Origin of the sequence: Streptomyces canus 299MFChir4.1, assembly GCF_000383615.1 — a bacterium.
GTDB lineage: Bacteria > Actinomycetota > Actinomycetes > Streptomycetales > Streptomycetaceae > Streptomyces > Streptomyces canus_C.
The window spans coordinates 29,462-46,582 of sequence record NZ_KB911630.1 but is presented as its reverse complement, the minus strand read 5'-3'; the positions used below and the strand labels follow the sequence as shown (position 1 = coordinate 46,582).

At 72.0% G+C, this 17,121-nt stretch carries 10 protein-coding genes; 5 read left to right on the top strand and 5 right to left on the bottom strand.

Annotated features, from left to right (window positions below; genetic code table 11):
* Window positions 1–449: hypothetical protein (locus H293_RS59660; protein WP_213083778.1), on the top strand; the 449-nt coding region annotated here is incomplete at its 5' end.
* Between the two features lie 121 nt (window positions 450–570).
* On the opposite strand, the gene H293_RS0144290 is transcribed toward H293_RS59660, so the two are convergent.
* Window positions 571–1,119 carry a MarR family winged helix-turn-helix transcriptional regulator gene (locus H293_RS0144290; RefSeq protein WP_020124197.1) on the bottom strand — a complete coding sequence of 183 codons (549 nt, stop codon included), beginning with the start codon at window positions 1,117–1,119 and terminating at the stop codon, window positions 571–573.
* A gap of 134 nt (window positions 1,120–1,253) precedes the next feature.
* On the opposite strand from H293_RS0144290, the gene H293_RS0144285 reads away from it, so the two are divergent.
* Entirely contained in the window at window positions 1,254–2,510 is a 1,257-nt protein-coding gene (locus H293_RS0144285) for an MFS transporter (protein WP_020124196.1), read from the top strand.
* A gap of 26 nt (window positions 2,511–2,536) precedes the next feature.
* Here H293_RS0144285 and H293_RS0144280 read toward each other — a convergent pair whose 3' ends face one another.
* Window positions 2,537–4,174 (bottom strand): ATP-binding SpoIIE family protein phosphatase, encoded by a 1,638-nt coding sequence (locus tag H293_RS0144280; protein WP_020124195.1) that lies wholly within the window; start codon window positions 4,172–4,174, stop codon window positions 2,537–2,539.
* Between the two features lie 221 nt (window positions 4,175–4,395).
* Complete coding sequence (locus H293_RS0144275; RefSeq protein WP_020124194.1) at window positions 4,396–5,775, bottom strand: NAD(P)/FAD-dependent oxidoreductase; 1,380 nt, start codon at window positions 5,773–5,775, stop codon at window positions 4,396–4,398.
* A gap of 374 nt (window positions 5,776–6,149) precedes the next feature.
* Here H293_RS0144275 and H293_RS0144270 point away from each other — a divergent pair, with 374 nt between their 5' ends.
* Window positions 6,150–6,929: a TetR/AcrR family transcriptional regulator gene (locus H293_RS0144270; protein WP_028808740.1), complete on the top strand. Its 780-nt coding sequence runs from the start codon at window positions 6,150–6,152 to the stop codon at window positions 6,927–6,929.
* 259 nt (window positions 6,930–7,188) lie between these two features.
* Window positions 7,189–9,144 carry a sigma-70 family RNA polymerase sigma factor gene (locus H293_RS0144265; RefSeq protein WP_020124192.1) on the top strand — a complete coding sequence of 652 codons (1,956 nt, stop codon included), beginning with the start codon at window positions 7,189–7,191 and terminating at the stop codon, window positions 9,142–9,144.
* Here H293_RS0144265 and H293_RS0144260 read toward each other — a convergent pair.
* Together H293_RS0144260 and H293_RS0144255 are read right to left on the bottom strand one after the other, a co-directional pair.
* Window positions 9,131–12,406: a BTAD domain-containing putative transcriptional regulator gene (locus H293_RS0144260; RefSeq protein ID WP_020124191.1), complete on the bottom strand. Its 3,276-nt coding sequence runs from the start codon at window positions 12,404–12,406 to the stop codon at window positions 9,131–9,133. The two genes, H293_RS0144265 and H293_RS0144260, sit on opposite strands and share 14 nt — an antisense overlap.
* 495 nt (window positions 12,407–12,901) lie before the next feature.
* Window positions 12,902–14,989, bottom strand: coding sequence for an asparagine synthase-related protein (locus tag H293_RS0144255; RefSeq protein ID WP_020124190.1), 2,088 nt, complete (start codon window positions 14,987–14,989; stop codon window positions 12,902–12,904).
* Between the two features lie 683 nt (window positions 14,990–15,672).
* Between H293_RS0144255 and H293_RS0144250 the strand changes: the two genes are divergently transcribed.
* Window positions 15,673–17,097, top strand: a complete 1,425-nt coding sequence (locus H293_RS0144250; protein WP_028808739.1) for a hypothetical protein — start codon at window positions 15,673–15,675, stop codon at window positions 17,095–17,097.
* Window positions 17,098–17,121: the final 24 nt, after the last annotated feature.

Sequence of the window (17,121 nt, the reverse complement as noted above, 5' to 3'; positions counted from 1 at the left end):
CATTCACAGCGTCCTCGCTGTGTTTATTTCAAAGGAACCTCGTCCCAGCAGATGCTGGAGACGGGGTATCAACATATCTGGCGTTGATTTTTGGCACGCTGTTGAGTTCTCAAGGAACGGACGCTTCCTTTGTACTCACCCTCTCGGGCTTTCCTCCGGGCAGTTTCCCTTCGGCCTTGCGTTTCCGACTCTATCAGACCGTTTCCGGTTCCGATTTCCTCGGCGCTTTCCAGGTTCCCGCTCTCGCGTTTCCCTTTCCGGCGGTTCCGACTCTATCAGATCCTTTCGGGCCTGATTCCCAGTCAGGGGGCTTGTCTTCCCGGCCGTTGGGCCGTTCCGACGTCTCAAACCTTAGCGGACTCTCGCTGCGGTCCCAAATCGAGGAGCCGCATCCAAATCGAATTGAATTCGGGCACACCGAATTCATCCCGGCTGGGAGATCGTTCTGATGGTTTGAGTGGCCGCTCTCGCGGCGGAGGTGCTACCGAAGAACCGTTACGGCCCCGTGGCAACCCGAAGAACTCTACGGATCCGGCAGGTGGCTGTCAAGCACTCTCTGTCAAGATCTTTTCAGTCGAGGTCGCTCAGTCGCCCGCCGGCGTCCGGCTGTGCGTGTTCCACCCTACGCAGGAGCCGGGTGAGGACGTCCCCGAGGGTGTTGCGCTCCTCCGCGGACAGGTCCTGGAGCAGGTCCTCCTCGAAGACCGTGGCAAGGCGCATCGCCTCCAGCCACTTCTCGCGGCCTTCGGCGGTGAGCTCCACGATCACGCGGACCCGATTGGACTCGTCCCGCTCCCGGGTCACCAGTCCTTCCGCGAGCATGCGGTCGATCCGGTGGGTCATCGCGGCCGGCGTGAGGCCGAGGCGCTTGGCGAGGTCACTGGGACCCATCCGATAAGGGGCCCCGGAGAGCACGAGCGCCTTGAGGACCTCCCACTCGGCGTTGCTGATGCCTAGGTCGGCGGTCTGGCGGCCGTAGGCGACGTTCATGCGGCGGTTCAGCCGGGACAGCGCCGAGACGATCTGCTCGACCTGGGGGTCGAGGTCCTGGAACTCGCGCTGGTAGGCGGCGATCTGTTCCTCGAGCGTCGGCTCGGGGACGCCGGGAGTCTCGGCCATGGCCGCAGTATGGCACGCACCTCCTTTGCATCGAAGTCCTTCGGTATGTACTATTTAGCTTCGAACTTTAGCTTCGAAGTCTTCACTCCTAACTAGTGAGAGAGGTGAACGTGACCAGGGCGAGGGGCGCAGAGATGCGTCGGATCCACGTGGGCAACGCACTCAGCGCGTTCGGGCTCGGTTTCACCGTCCCCTACCTGTACGTCTACGTGGCGCAGGTGCGGGGCCTAGGGGCCATGACGGCGGGGCTGGTGCTCGCCGTCTTCGCCGTGGCGGCGCTGGTCGTGCTGCCGTTCGCCGGGCGGGCCATCGTCCGGCGTGGCCCGTTGCCGGTGCTGCTCACCGCTCTGGTCATGGCCGCCCTCGGATCGCTGAGCCTCGGGCTGGCGGGCCACGCGGCCACCGTGCTGCTGTCGGCGGCCGCGCTCGGGGCCGGTCAGGCCGTGATGCAGCCCGCGCTCGCGACGATGATCGTGGACTGCTCCACGTCGGAGACGCGGTCCCGGGCCTTCGCGACGCAGTTCTTCCTGCAGAACCTCGGCCTCGGTGTCGGCGGTCTCATCGGCGGCCATCTGGTCGACACGTCGAGCACCGCGTCCTTCACTCTGCTGTTCGCGATCGAGGCGGCGATGTTCCTGCTGCTGGTCGTCGTGATGGCGACTCTCCGGCTGCCGCACGCCCCGAGCATCGAGGGCGCGCCGACCCGGTCCGCCAAGGGCAGCTGGAAGCAGTTGCTCGGCAACCGGGCCATGGTGCAGCTGTGCGTGCTGGGCTTCGTGCTGTTCTTCGCCTGCTACGGACAGTTCGAGTCCGGCCTGAGCGCGTACGGCGTCGAGGCCGCCGGCATCTCCACCTCCGCGCTGGGCACGGCCCTGGCCGCCAACACCGCGATGATCGTGGTCGCGCAGTTCGCCGTGCTGAGGTTCGTCGAGCGGCGGCGACGGACCCGGGTGATCGCCCTGGTCGGACTCATCTGGGCCGTGGCGTGGGTCACCGCGGGCTACGCCGGGCTCGGCCATGGCAGCCGGGAGATGGCCACGGCCGCGTTCGTGTCGACGTACGCGCTCTTCGGACTGGGTGAGGCGATGCTGTCGCCGACGGTCGCACCGCTGGTGGCCGATCTGGCGCCGGAGGGGATGGCGGGCCAGTACAACTCCGCCTTCGCCCTGGTGAAGCAGCTCGCCCTGGCGGTCGGCCCGGCGGTGGGCGGCCCGATGGGAGCCTCGCTGCACGCGCCGTACGTCGTGACGTTCCTGTTGTTCTCGCTGGGCATCACGTTCCTGGCGATACGACTGGGCAGGCAGCTGACCCCGGTACAGAACCAGCCCTCCCTGCGGAAGAGTCGAGTGGTGGCCCAGGGTGGAGCGACGGCGAAGTCTCTGGCCGCATAGCTACGACTCCGCAGGGGCGCAGGCCGCTACCCCTGGGGCAGTACGAACTCGCACCAGACCGCCTTGCCACCCCCCGGCGTCCTCCGGGACCCCCAGTTCGACGCGATGGTCGCCACGATGGCGATCCCGCGACCGGACTCGTCGCCGGCTTCGGCCCTGCGGCGCCGGGGGAGATGGTCGTCCCCGTCCGTCACCTCGACGATCAGCCGCCGGTCGGTGCGACGCAGTCGCAGCCGCATGGGTGGCATCCCGTGCTGAAGCGAATTGGCGACGAGTTCACTCACCGCCAGCACGCCCAGGTCATGCAGTTCGACCGGGAACCGCCAGCTCGTCAGCACGCCGGAGGCGAACGCACGCGCGCGTGGAGCCGCCTCGACGCCGCCCAGCAGTTCCAGCGCGGCGTTGCGGAAGAGTTCGCTGTCGGGGCCCGTGTGGGCCGGGTGCTGGAGGACCATGACGGCCACGTCGTCGTCGTGCTCCGCGGTGACGCCGGCCGAGCGGACCAGGCGGTCGCAGATCACCTGGGGGGTGCCGGTGGCGCCGGCCAGGGCGCGTTCGAGGGCCGCGATGCCTTCGTCCAGGTCTTCGTTGCGGCGCTCGACCAGGCCGTCAGTGTAGAGGACGGCCGTGGATCCGGGGCCGAGCGGGATGGAGCCCGAGGCGTGAATCCAGCCGCCGGTGCCCAGGGGCGGGCCGGTGGGCTCGTCGGCGCGCAGGACGACGCCGCTCTCGTCGCGGACCAGGATGGGCAGGTGGCCGGCCGAGGCGTAGACCAGCTTGCCCTCGTTCGGGTCGTGGATGGCGTACACGCAGGTGGCAATCTGGTTGGCGTCGATCTCCATGGCGAGGCCGTCCAGGAGCTGGAGGATCTCGTGCGGCGGGAGGTCCAGGCGGGCGTAGGCCCGGACCGCTGTGCGGAGTTGGCCCATGACCGCTGCCGCGCGGACCCCGCGGCCCATGACGTCACCGATGACCAGGGCCGTGCGGCCGCCGCCGAGGGTGATGACGTCGTACCAGTCTCCGCCGACCGCGGCTTCCGTGCCGCCGGGGTGGTAGGTGGCGGCGATGCGCAGGTCGTCGGGTTCTTCGAGTTCCTGGGGGAGCAGGCTGCGCTGGAGGGTGACAGCGGTCTCGCGCTGGCGGCGCTCGCTGGCTCTGAGGCGTTCGGCGGCCTCGGCGTGGTCGGTGACGTCGGTCGCGAACACGAGGACACCGCCACCACCCCCGTCTCCTTGGGTCACCGGGGTGCAGGTGAAGGTGTAGGAGCGGCCGTCGGGGGCCTTGCGGGACTTGACCGTGCGCGGCCTGCCGCTGCGCAGGACCTGGTCGAGGAGCGGGAGCAGGCCGATCTCCTCCAGCTCCGGGAGGGCTTGGCGGGCCGGTTCGCCCGTGGGGCGCAGGCCGAAGGCGACCACATAGGCGTCGTTGACGTAGGCGAGGCGGTGGTCGGGGCCGTGGAGGAGGGCGACGAGGGCGGGGACACGGTCGAGGACTTCGCGGACGGGGAGCTCGTCGACGGCGGGGGTCGGCACGGTCAGTTGTTCGGCGCGGGCCGCGGGGACGGCGCCCTCGCTCAGGCGGTCCTCGGTGACCAGGTCGTCGGTCCGCGCTGCCGCGCGGCGCTGCGTTCCGGGGAGGCGGGCGCTCCAGCGCGTGAAGTTCACGAATCCTTGCCTCGCGTCGTCGTCTTCGGCGTCTTCGGGCCGGCTCCGGGCCCGGCCGGGGGGCTGGGGACGGCAGCCCGGGGGTGCAGCACGGTGGGAAAACCTCTTGGTTCGAGGGGCGGGCGGCTGCCCGTCCGAAGTCAGGCACCAGTCTGGCAGGGTGACCGACCGGGTCGACATTCGTCAGACGCCGGGGCGGTCCGTGGAGTTCCTCGGTCCGGTCAGGACGACCCCTTCGGGTCCTTCGTCGGGTCGTGAGGATGCTTTCCACCGGCCGCGAGTTCGAACTCCGCTCGGGGATGTTCGAGTGAACCGAGCGAGACGATCTCCCTCTTGAAGAGCCCCGACAGGATCCATTCGGCCAGGACACGGGCCTTGCGGTTGAAGGTGGGGACCCTGCTGAGGTGGTAGACGCGGTGCATGAACCAGGCAGGGTAGCCCTTCAGTTTGCGCCCGTAGACGTACGCGACACCTTTGTGGAGACCCAGGGAGGCCACCGAGCCGACGTACTTGTGGGAGTACGTCTCCAGGGGCTCGCCGCGCAGCGCGTGCGCGATGTTGTCGCCGAGGACCCTGGCCTGGCGGACGGCGTGCTGGGCGTTGGGGGCCGTCTCCTTGCCGGGCTCCTCGGCGGTGACGTCGGGCACGGCGGCCGCGTCTCCGGCCCCCCACGCGTGCGTGGTGCCCTCGACGGTGAGCTGGGGGGTGCATTTCAGCCGACCTCGCTCATTGAGCGGGAGGTCGGTGGCGGCGAGGAGCGGGCTGGGTCTCACGCCTGCGGTCCACACGACCGTACGCGTGGGAAAGCGGTTGCCGTCGCTGAGGACGGCGACGCGGTCCACGCAGGACTCCAGTCGGGTGTTCAGCCGTACGTCGATGTTGCGGCGGCGCAGTTCACTGACCGTGTAGCGGCCCATCTCCTCGCCGACCTCGGGAAGGATGCGGTCGGAGGCCTCGACGAGGATCCACTTCATGTCCTCGGGAAGGACGTTGTGGTAGTAGCGCGCGGTGTAGCGGGCCATGTCCTCCAGCTCGCCGAGCGCCTCCACGCCCGCGTAGCCGCCGCCGACGAAGACGAAGGTGAGGGCCGCGTCGCGGATCGCGGGGTCGCGGGTGGAGGAGGCGATGTCCATCTGCTCGATGACGTGGTTGCGCAGGCCGATGGCCTCCTCGACCGTCTTGAACCCGATGCCGTGGTCGGCGAGTCCGGGAATCGGCAGCGTGCGCGCGATCGACCCCGGGGCGAGGACGAGCTCGTCGTAGGACAGCTGTTCGCCGCCCGTGCGCTCCTCCTCGGTGGCGAGCGTGGTGACGGAGGCCGTGCGCTTGGCGTGGTCGATCGCGGTGACCTCGCCGACGATGATGCGGCAGCGGTCGAGGACGCGGCGCAGCGGTACGACGACGTGGCGCGGGGAGATGGATCCCGCGGCCGCCTCGGGCAGGAACGGCTGATAGGTCATGTACGGGTCGGGCGTGACGATGGTGATCTCGACTCCGCCCCCGTCGAGTTCCCGTTTCAGCTTCCGCTGCAGACGCAGAGCCGTGTACATCCCGACGTAGCCACCGCCGACAACCAGAATGCGCGCACGTTCCTTCACCATCCCATGACGCACCCGCCGCTTGAGTTTGTCCACAGCCTCGACAAATTGTGTGACTGGAAGTCGTCGGCGCGCCGGGGCGGTGGAATCACCGGAGGGCGCGGAAGTCTCGCAGGTCAACGGGTGTGCGCCGGGCGGGCGGAGGGGGTGCAATCGGGGCGTATGCCGCCCGTACTCCGATCGGGGGGCGCTCCGTGCGGAACCTGCCCCTTCTGAATTGACCCCCACTCAACTATGTTCTTGTGTCGACGGGGTGTAGGGGGATGCGCTCCGGGTCCGCGACGGGCGGACTCGCGAAACGGGCTTGTTCCGCACGCTCCGGCTTTCGATGGCGGGGAGAGTCTCCGGGGGGAGACGTCATTACCGGGGGATCATTTATGCACATTCAGGACTCTCATTGGTCTACCGCGTCCGCCATCGCACCCGGTGGCGGGGCGATGGGCGGCGCGATGGGTACGACGATGAGCGCGGCAGGCAACGGACGGGACGGATCCCGTTCGGCCCCGCTGCGCGTGGACGCACAGCGCAACCTGGAACACGTACTGCGCGCGGCGCGCGAGGTCTTCGGCGAGCTGGGGTACGGCGCGCCGATGGAGGACGTGGCGCGGCGCGCCCGGGTCGGTGTCGGCACGGTGTACCGGCGCTTCCCGAGCAAGGACGTCCTGGTCCGGCGGATAGCCGAGGAGGAGACCTCCCGGCTGACCGACCAGGCGCGGGCGGCGCTCGGTCAGGAGGACGAGCCGTGGTCGGCGCTGTCGCGCTTCCTGCGCACGTCGGTCGCCTCCGGTGCCGGGCGGCTGCTGCCGCCGCAGGTGCTGCGGGTAGGAGTCGCCGACGAGATCTCCGACGGCTACGACGGGACGCGGGTGCCGCAGCAGCGGACCACCCCGGGCGCCGGTGAGCTGCGGCTGGTGCCGGAGGAGGCCCCACTGGTCTCCGCCGACGACGCCGGGGCCGCGGCGCTGCTGGAGGTCGTGGGACAGCTCGTGGACCGGGCTCGGGCGGCCGGTGAGCTGCGGACCGACGTGTCGGTGTCGGACGTCCTGCTGGTGATCGCGACCGCGGCGCCCTCGCTGCCGGACGCGGCGCAGCAGGCGGCGGCCTCGGCCCGGCTGCTGGACATCCTGCTGGAGGGACTTCGGTCCCGGCCGATATGACTCGAAAGGGTGACAACGGGGTGCGGTCGGTTACCGGCCGCACCTCGGCGCATTCCGGTGTTTTCCGGGTGCGCGAATCAACTCCTGCACCAGCCGTGACAGTTGAGTCTTCCCCATGCGGGTGGTGCTCAGTACTGCCGTGCGGGAAGTCCCCACGGACGAGTGGATGCCTCGTACCGCAGGGCACTGACCAAAAGCCAATATGGCACTCTGACCCGGTGTTGGGGACTGGTTGGGCCGGCGGCGGGGGCATTCCGCGATGAGCGTTGACGGGCGGAACGAACCCCTCGGTGAGGGCGACGGCGAAGCCGGGGGCACCCCACAGGTGCCGGGCCAGGGGAGCCGCGCGGGCATCCCGCAGGGCGGCGTCCCGGCCCGGGGCGGCATCCCGGCCCAGGGCGGCGAACCCGTCGAGGGCAGCGTCCCGGCGCAGCGCGACCGGCGCGAGGACGGCGGCGTCCTGCCGCCGCTCAGGGAGACGCCCCCGTCCGACGCCGACCTGATCGAGCGCATGCGCTCCGGCGACGACACGGCCTACGAGGCGCTCTACCGCCGCCACGCGGACGCGGTGCGCCGCTACGCCCGCACCTGCTGCCGCGACGCCCACACCGCCGACGACCTCACCGCCGAGGTCTTCGCCCGCATGCTTCAGGCCGTCCGCGGCGGCCACGGCCCCGAGCACGCCGTACGCGCCTATCTGCTCACCAGCGTTCGCCGCGTCGCGGCCGGCTGGACGAAGTCGGCGAAGCGGGAGCAGCTCGTCGACGACTTCGCGGTGTTCGCCGCCCAGGCCGCGCGCACCTCCGAGGTCTCCGACCCCGACACAGTGGACCTCGGCGCGGACGTGCGCGCGATGCACGTGGCCGAGCAGTCCATGGCGATGCAGGCCTTCCGGTCGCTGCCCGAGCGCTGGCAGGCCGTGCTGTGGCACACCGAGGTCGAGGACGAGTCGCCGAGCGAGGTCGCCACCCTCTTCGGGCTCGACGCCAACGGCACCCGCGTGCTGGCCAGCCGCGCCCGCGAGGGCCTCAAGCAGGCCTACCTCCAGGCCCACGTCAGCACGGCCCTGGCCACCGACGAGGAGTGCGCCCGCTACGCCGACCGGCTCGGCGCCTACGCCCGCGGCAGTTTGCGCACCCGTGCCGAACGGGGCCTGCGCAAGCACCTGGAGGAGTGCGCCAAGTGCCGGCTGGCCGCGGGCCAGATCAAGGAAGTCGCCGGCGGTATCCCCGCCGTCGTACCGCTCGCGGTCATCGGCTGGTTCGGGGCCGCCGGGTACGCCAAGGCCGTCGGGCTCATCGCGGGCGGCGCCGGGGCGGGAGCGGCCGGTGCCGCGGGCGCGGCCGCCGCGGCGAGCGGGAGCTCCTCGGGCGGGGCAGGCGCGGGCGGCGCCGCGGCCTCGGAGGGGCTGGGCGCACCGGTGAAGGCGGGGATCGCGGCCGGTGTGGTCGCCGTGGCCGCCGCCGCGGTGGCGCTCGCGCTGATCGGCGACGACAGCCCGGCCAGGAAGCCGGACGCCAAGCCGCCCGCTTCCGCACCCGTGGTCGAGCCCGCCGACCCCGCCGACCCCACGCCCTCCCCGAAGCAGCCCGATCCGGCGCCTCCGATGATCCCCGTCGCGGCCGCCCCGACCCCGACGCCGACACCCCCCACACCCACACCACATCCGAAGCCCACCCCGACGCCTACGCCGACCCCCACCCCGAAACCGACACCGCCCCCGAAGCCCAGGCCCACGCCCACGCCCCCTCCGACGCCGGCTCCCCCGCCGCCGCCCCCGCCGGCCGTGTACCAGTGGAGCGAGCTGGCCTACGACGTCTCCGGCGACGGCAGCGAGCCCGAGATGCGGATCGGCGAGAGCAGTTGGGTGTGGCAGCGCTACGGCGTCTCGGTCGCCGACCACCAGTACGCCCACGGCGTGACCGTGCACGGCCGCTCCTCCGTCACGATCGACCTCAACCGGACCTGCTCCGCCTACGACGCGATGGTCGGCGTCGACGACATGACGCTGGGCCTCGGCAAGGTCTCCTTCGCCGTGTACGCCGACGGGGTCCGGCTGTGGAGGTCCGGGCTCGTGAAGGGCGGCGACCCGGCCGTACCCGTCCATGTGAACCTCGCCGGGCACCGGACCGTACGGCTGGTGGTCGAGCCGCACAGTCCCTTCGACGACCTGATGCTCGCGGACTGGGCGGAGTCGAAGTTCAGGTGTTCATGACGCGCCGGGCCCGCGCCACCTCGTCGAGCTCGGCGAGGATCTCGTCCGGGGTGAGGGCCGTGCCCCGGGTGTGTTCCGCCGTGTAGCGCACGGCTCCCAGGCCGGTACGGGCGCCGGCCTGGACGCGCTCCACCTCCACGCGCTCGGGGTGGGGACGCGGGTCGCCGCCGCGCCAGCGCTCGGCGGCGGCGAGCAGCCGGACCGCCCGCGGGAGGTCGCCGAGGTCGCCGAGCAGGACCGCCGCGCTGTCCACGAGCGTCGCCACGACCATGTCGGAACACCGCTTCTCGATCGCTTCTCGGACGGTGTCCACCAGCAGGGGCAGTCCGTGCTCGGGGCCCGACTCGGCGGCCGTCACCATCGCGGCGATCGAGTTCAGCATCACCGCGAACTGGGGTGGTGTGGGTGTCTGACCGATCTCCTCGCGAACCGTGTCGAGCAACTCGCTCGCGCGGGCGACGTCCTTGTCCTCCAGGGCGATGTGCGCCCGCATCAGCCTGACGAACGCCCGGGTCTCCGGAACGCCGTACTGGTCCCCGATGGCGCCCGCCTCGTCCAGGGTGGTCAGCGCGGTGGAGCGGTCGCCGGTGCGGTAGGCGACCTCGGCGAGCCGGGCGACGAGGAACGGCATCTCGGCGTACGCCCCCACCTCGTGGGCGAGGCGCAGCGCCTCCTCGTACTCCTCCTTGGCGTCGGCGTGACGGCCGCGGGCCATGGCCGCTTCGCCGGCCGCGCTGCTGACCTGGGCGCGGATCCAGCGGTCGCCCGCGCGGCGGCTGAGGACGCGGAGTTCTTCCAGGTCCTCGTCGACACCGGTCATGCCACCCGCGGAGTCGACCGCCATGTGGGTGCGGAGCATCAGGGCGACGGCCACGGCCCAGTCGTCGCCGTGGGCCCGGCAGTGGGCGACGGAGGCGTCCATCAGAGGGCGGATGTCCACCGGGTCCTTCAGCGTGAGGCCGATCACGGGCCAGACGATGCCGGGGACGCGGGCGGCGTCGGGGCCGCCCTGCGCGAAGTGGTTCCGGACCAGTCGCACATAGCGGCGGAGACGGGGGTCCAGGTCGCCGTCCATGGGCTCTGTCTCGGCCTTGAGGAAGAGATGGAGCATCCGGAGGTTCATGCGCCGGCGGTGGGCGGGGTGGTGCGTCTCGGCGTGCGCGCCGGCGAGGTACATGTCGATCGGGTCATCGGCCTCGCCGTCACTCGGTGTCCGGTACCGTTCCGTCCCGGCCGCCTTGTCCAGGGCCACCCCGAGGCGCAGCACCCTTTGCACCCAGGTCATGCCCTCGCGGCGGTAGTTGCGCAGCCACCAGAACCAGCCCATGGCGAGGACCACGGCACCGGCCTGCGTCTCGTCGCCCGCGGTGAGCGTGCGGTCCATGGCGGCGCGGATGTTGTCCAGCTCGGTCTCCAGGCGGGAGATCCACGGCAGTTGACCGGCCGACCGCAGCTGCGGTTCGGCCTCCTCGACCAGCGCGCGCACCCACGCGCGGTGCCGGAGCTCGGCGGCGGCCCGCAGTTCGGGGCACTCGGCGGCGCGCTCGACGGCGTACTCGTGGATGGTCTCCAGCATGCGGTAGCGCATGCCGTCGGAGCCGTCCCGCCCGCCCGGGGTGGCCACGATCAGGGACTTGTCCACGAGCGCGCCGAGGAGTTCCGCGGCCGGCCCGGTGCACACCGCCTCCGCCGCCTCCAGCTCCCAGCCGCCCGCGAACACCGACACCTCGCGCAGCAGGGTCCGCTCCCGCTCGTCGAGCAGCTCCCAGGACCAGTCGACGACGGCCCGCAGGGTCTGCTGGCGGGGCAGGACGGTACGGCTACCGGAGGTCAGGAGGCGGAAGCGGTCGTCGAGGCGGTCGGCGATCTGCCGAGGGGTGAGCAGGCGCAGACGGGCCGCCGCGAGCTCGATGGCGAGCGGCAGCCCGTCGAGTCGTCGGCAGATCTCGCCGACGGCCTCCTTGTCGGCGAGCACGGCATCCGCGTCGGGGCGGACGGCGGCGGCGCGCTCGGCGAAGAGTCGGTGGGCGTGCTCGGGGAGGAGGGGCTCGACCGGGCGCACGGACTCGCCCGGCACACCCAGGGGTTCACGGCTGGTGGCGAGGACGGTGAGCCCCGGGCAGCGGGTGAGGAGGGTCTCCGCGAGGTGGGCCGCCGCCTCGATGACATGTTCGCAGTTGTCAAGGATCAGGAGTTGGCTGCGCGGTGCGCAGTACTCGACGAGCAGGGCGAGCGGGTCGTCCTGCGGGGCCGTCAGCTCGGTGGTCATGAGCACGGTCTCGCGCAGACCGAGCGCGCTGACCACCGCGCCGGGCACCGCCTCCGGCCGGTCGAGCGGGGCGAGCTCGACGAGCCACGCCTGCGGGAGCCCGGCGGCGGCTTCCTCGGCGAGACGGGTCTTTCCGGTTCCGCCCGGTCCGGTGAGGGTGACGAGGCGGGCCCTGTGCACTTCGGAACGGATGGCGTCGAGTTCGGGTTCCCGGCCCACGAAAGAGGTAAGGCGCGGACGGATGTTGCCGGTGCGTTCGGCACGGGGGCGGCTGAGGGGGGCCGCCAGCAGCTCACCGTGCAGCTCCCGCAGCTCCGGGCCCGGATCGGTGCCGAGCCCGTCGGCGAGAGCGCGGCGGACGTTCTCGTAGGCGGCGAGGGCATCGGCACCCCGCCCACCGTCACGCAGGGCGCGGATGAGCAGAACGTGCAGCGGCTCGTCGTACGGATGCGCCGCCGTCAGCTCCTTCAACTCCGGTACGACGTCCTGGTCCCGGCCGAGCAGCAGATCCGCCTCGATCCGGGCCCGGGTGGCCTCCATGCGCAGTGCCTCGGGACGGGTCGCGGCGGTGCGGTCGGGAAGGTCGGCGAGGGCGTCACCGCGCCACAGGGCCAGTGCCGCGGTGAGGTCCTGGGCGGCTGTCCGTGCGTCCCCGCGTGCCAATGCAGAGGTCCCCTGCCGTACAAGGCGCTCGAAGACATACAGATCCACCTGGTCCTCACCACCGACCAGCCGGTAGCCGCCCGGCCCGGACCCGATCGCATCCTTCCCGACGGCACGGCGCAGACGCCCGACGAGGGCCTGGAGAGCAGCCGGGGCATCCTGCGGCGGCTCCTCCCCCCACACCTCGTCGATCAGGACCTCGCAACCCACGGTACGGCCGGGACGCAGAGCGAGAGCGGCGAGCAGGGTGCGGACGCGGGGGCCGCCGAGGGGTATGCCGGCGCCGCGATCGTCCACCACCTCGGTCACACCCAGGATTCTGTACCGCACGGCTTCATTGTCACCGGGTTCCGGGTCTCGGCTGGGTCATTTTGCGGGGCGGGGCGCCTATGGGGGTGCCGGGTTCGGTTGTCGGGCGGGTGCGGGTGCGTGGGGGCTGGTCGCGCAGTTCCCCGCGCCCCTGGGTAAGTGCAGTCACGCCGACCAGGACGGGACCGTACGCCACCTCACGCGCCACGACGGGCCGTTCGACACCTTCCCCCGCCACGACCGCGCACCACGACGGGGCCGGTAGCCGCGTACGGCGGCAAGGGGACGGGGTGGGGGGTGTCCGCCCGCAGCGGCCGGCGTCCGTCACCAAGCACAGCTAAAGCAGCAGAACCGCCGGACCGAGGACGGATACCCCCCACCCCGGCCCCGACCCACCCACCACACCGCACGCGCTACACAAGCCCCCACCGAGGCCGCAGCTGCGCCGCAGGCATCCAGGGGCGCGGGGAACTGCGCAAAAACGCCCGCCCCCACCGAACCCGCACAAGCCCCCGCTCAACCGCCGGAGGCCCCCGCTCCCAACGCCCCCCGCCGCACCCGAATCCCCGCCGGCACAGCCCGCGCCCGCGCCGGCGTCCCCGTCCAGCACGTCCCCCGGCGGGCCAGCAGCCGTCCCAGCCACAGTTCCAGCGAGACCAGGTCCGCAAGACCGTCCAACGGCAGCGGCTCGCCCTCCGCCGCCGCGCGGAGCGCCTTGCGGACCACCCGGGCCTCCACGAGCCCCGCCTGCGCCAGCAACGGCGTGCCGAACAGGGACATCAGGGAGTCCGCCGCCACCCGCAGTCCCGTACGGGTCGCTGCGGCCGAGGAGGCGTGGGACGGGGCGCCCCAACCCGGCGGAAGCTCGGAGACACCGGCGCCCTCCAGAACCGTACGGAGGATCTCCGCACGGGCCCCGGGCCGGACCCGCAGCGCCTCGGGGAGGGCACGGCAGGCTCGCACCACCTGGTTGTCCAGGAACGGCGCGTGCAGCCGCTGGGAGCGGATCTCCACGGCCTGCTCCAGGACGCGCAGATCCGACGCGTGACGCGCGAGCGCCGCACGCGCGCGGAAGTCGCCGGGATGCTGGCCGGGACCGACCCCGGAACGGTGCGTGGCCCCCTGGAGGCGAACCGATACTTCAGCCAGCGCCTCCCCCGTCAGCCACCGTGCCGCAGGCCCCGGTCTGGCCCAGGTGAGCGCGGCGAGAGACGCCCCCACCGCACCCCCGGGCTCGTCGAAACGCTGGTGCATGAGCCGGTCGGCCAGCATCTCCAGACCGACCCGGTACGGCGTACGGGCCAGCTTCCGCGCGGCGCCGTACACGCGCGCGGGGACGAGCACGGAACCGTCCGCCTTGGTCAGGGCGGCCACGGGCCGGACCAGATGCCGCCGCTTGCGGTCCATCAGCAGATCGGCGAGGCGCGCCGGATGCGCGTCGAGCACCTGCCGGGCCCCGTACCCGGTGAAGTGGTCGGCGCTGCCCGCGGCGAGCCGCGCCCGGTGCCGCGCCGCCGTCACCAGACAGGGCCCGGGTTCGTCCGTCAGAGGCCCGTCCAGCTCGGCGTACGGGAGCGTTTCCTCGCCGCCGGTCACGACGACGTGGTGCAGCCGGGGATTGGCCGCGAGCGTCCCCGCCCGTTCCACCTCGGCCTCTCGACCGCGCACGGCGAGGTCGTTGAAGGTGACCGCGAGGAGCCGCTCACCGGCCCCGGTGCCGTGTCCGAGGACGGTCCCCGGCATCCCCGGCAGCCCGGCGGCGAGCAGGGCGAGCGTCCCGGACGCGGGTCCCCCGGACAGGTCGGCCCCGATCCCGGGCACCGGCATCCCGCGCGCGGCACGCCGTTCGGCGGGTCCCATGCCGGGCACCGGGCCGGGGTCGATGTCGGGTACGTGCCGGGGCGCGGACAGCCGGGCGCGCACCGCGTCGACGAGCGCGTCGCGCACCCCGTCGACCGCGCTGTCCGCGTCGGCGGTGGGCGCGGCGACCGCGAGGGAGGCGACGGGCTCGTAGCCGGCGATCTCGCGGGCGCCGTTGCGCAGGATCAGCGCGTGCCCCGGCGGAATGCGCCGTACGCCCTCGTAGGGCGTGGAGTCGTGGAGCGCGGCCGGTACGTCGGGGGCGGCGAGCAACGCGGCGAGGTGCCCGAAGTCGAGGTTGGCCTCGATGAGGTCGGCGAGGGGCAGGGCCGCGGTCGCGTAGGCCGTGCCGCCGGCCCAGGGCGTGTAGAACACCGGCCGGGCGCCCGCCAGATCGCCGCCCACCGTGATCCGGCGGCCCACCTGGACCACCGCCGTGTACGCCCCCGACCAGGCCGTCAGATGCCGAAGTGCCCCTCCGCGCGCGGCGAGCAGTCCGACCCGCAGCTGTTCGTCGGAGGCCCCGCAGGTGCCGAGGACCGCGATCCGGGTCTGCGCGTCGACCGTGACCACGCGCACCTCGTCGGGCCGCCAGTCGCCGACCGCCCACAGCGGATCAGGGTCGCCCCACAGGAGGTGGGAACCCACCGGGTGCACGGTCTCGCCGTCGCTTCCGGTCGCCCCCGCCGCGCCGATCTGGGACACGCCCGCGGCGGTGCTGCTCCATCCCACCAACCACCGCATCGACGCCTCCACAGGCTGTGGACAACCAGTGCACCGTTCGAACCGGTCACCATGCTGCCATGAAGGAAGCATGCCGGAGGGCCGGTGGAGCCTGTCGAGATGCGGGGAACGCGCCCCTGGGAACACCCGCGTACGCCTGCGAACACCCGTGGCAGGCAAGGGATGTGCGACGCGAATGCGCCCCCGATACGCTCCCCAAAAACGCCCAACGCGCCCTCAACTGCCATGGTAGGAGGGCTGATCACCCACGAAGGCGAGGGTCGGTTTTCGGCCAAATCGGCGTCATGGGTACAGGCTCGCGCACGCTCCGTGCACAGTCCGCGCGCCGCACGACAGGCGCGCAGCCCGGGAGACGCCACTTCGCCCCCCGGGCCGGTCCGCCGCCCGCGGGGATGTAGGCGGCGGTGTCCCCCAGCCCACTGGATCCAGTACAGCGGGCCGACCCACGCATCATCCATGGAAGCGCTCCCCCAGTGGCCGGAGAAGAGCGCACGCACGGGCGCACGGCCACACAACAGGAGCACGACGCAACTGCGCGTATCGGACCCGCACTTCAGTACGGACCACAATCCCGCCATCCGGAACAATGCCCCTTAACGCTTGGGATGCGGCGAACTACGCTGGGTTTACGAATGCCGGGTGGTTATGCCAGCGCGGCAGCCGTCTGTGTCGAGGGGTGGCGCATGTCCAGGGAGCAACGCGGGCCGAACGAAAAACTCGGCGCCGTTCTCGCCCTCGCGGGAATCAGCAACGCAGGACTCGCGCGTCGCGTCAACGATCTTGGCGCTCAACGCGGGTTGACTCTTCGCTACGACAAGACGTCGGTGGCGCGCTGGGTGTCGAAGGGGATGGTTCCGCAGGGTGCGGCGCCGCACCTCATCGCGGCCGCCATAGGCCAGAAGCTCGGCCGACCGGTGCCGCTCCACGAGATCGGCCTGGCCGACGCGGATCCCGCGCCGGAGGTGGGCCTCGCCTTCCCCAGGGACGTCGGACAGGCCGTCAGGTCGGCCACCGAGCTCTACCGCCTGGACCTCGCAGGGCGCCGGTCCGGCGCGGGCGGCATCTGGCAGTCCCTCGCCGGTTCCTTCGCAGTGAGCGCATACGCAACGCCCGCCTCACGGTGGCTGATAACCCCGGCCGACAGCTCGGTGGCGCGCGAGGTGAACCACTCCGAGGGCTCCGGCGCACCGCTCAAAGTCGGCCACAGCGATGTGCAGAAGCTGCGGGAGGCCGCCGAGGACGCCAGGCGCTGGGACTCCAAGTACGGAGGCGGCGACTGGCGTTCGTCCATGGTGCCGGAATGCTTACGAGTGGAGGCGGCACCGCTGCTGCTGGGCGCGTACTCCGACGAGGTGGGCCGCGCCCTGTTCGGCGCCTCCGCCGAACTGACCCGGCTCGCGGGCTGGATGGCCTTCGACACGGGCCAGCAGGAGGCGGCGCAGCGGTACTACATCCAGGCGCTGCGGCTGGCACGCGCGGCCGCCGACGTCCCTCTCGGCGGCTATGTGCTGGCGTCGATGTCGTTGCAGGCGACCTACCGGGGCTTCGGCGACGAGGGCGTCGATCTCGCGCAGGCCGCGCTGGAGCGCAACCGGGGGCTGGCGACCGCCCGCACCATGAGTTTCTTCCGGCTCGTCGAGGCGCGGGCACACGCGCGTGCGGGGGACGCCGTCGCGGCCGGAGCGGCGCTCAAGGCGGCCGAGGGGTGGCTGGAGCGGTCCCGGGAGGGGGACAACGACCCGTCCTGGCTCGGCTTCTACTCGTACGACCGCTTCGCCGCCGACGCGGCCGAGTGCTACCGCGACCTGAAGGCACCGCGCCAGGTCCGCCGCTTCACGGAGCAGGCGCTGTCGCAGCCGACGGAGGAGTTCGTACGCTCGCACGGGCTGCGGCTCGTCGTCTCCGCGGTCGCCGAGCTCGAGTCGGGCAACCTCGACGCGGCGTGCGAGCAGGGCGTGCGGGCGGTGGAGGTCGCGGGGCGCATCTCCTCGGCCCGTACCACCGAGTACGTGAAGGACCTTCTGCACCGGCTGGAGCCCTACGGGGACGAGCCACGGGTGGTGGAGCTCCGGGAGCGGGCGCGGCCGCTGCTGATGGCTCCGGCTTGAGCCCCGGACGGCGGCACCGCCCCC